The 230-nt window shown below is 50.4% G+C and carries 1 tRNA gene; it reads right to left on the bottom strand.

Annotated elements, in window-relative coordinates:
• Positions 1-23 precede the first annotated feature (23 nt).
• Positions 24-98: transfer RNA gene (locus H131_RS22835), tRNA-Met, on the bottom strand.
• Positions 99-230 lie beyond the last annotated feature (132 nt).

The raw sequence follows: 230 nt of genomic DNA, 5'->3' as shown, positions 1-230 counted from the left end.
AACCGCTACACCACGGGACCATTTGGTTGCGGGGGCTGGATTTGAACCAACGACCTTCGGGTTATGAGCCCGACGAGCTACCACTGCTCCACCCCGCGACAATATTAATTATAATTATACCGAGTTTTTAGAACACCATTTATAAAATATAAAACTGGAGGAGGTAGAGGGATTCGAACCCCCGCGCGGTGTTACCCGCCTGTCGGTTTTCAAGACCGATCCCTTCAGCC

Origin of the sequence: Lysinibacillus sphaericus OT4b.31, assembly GCF_000392615.1 — a bacterium.
In the GTDB taxonomy this organism is placed as follows: Bacteria; Bacillota; Bacilli; order Bacillales_A; family Planococcaceae; genus Lysinibacillus; species Lysinibacillus sphaericus_B.
Note: the sequence above shows the minus strand (reverse complement) of the source record. Positions and strands in the feature narration are given on the sequence as shown.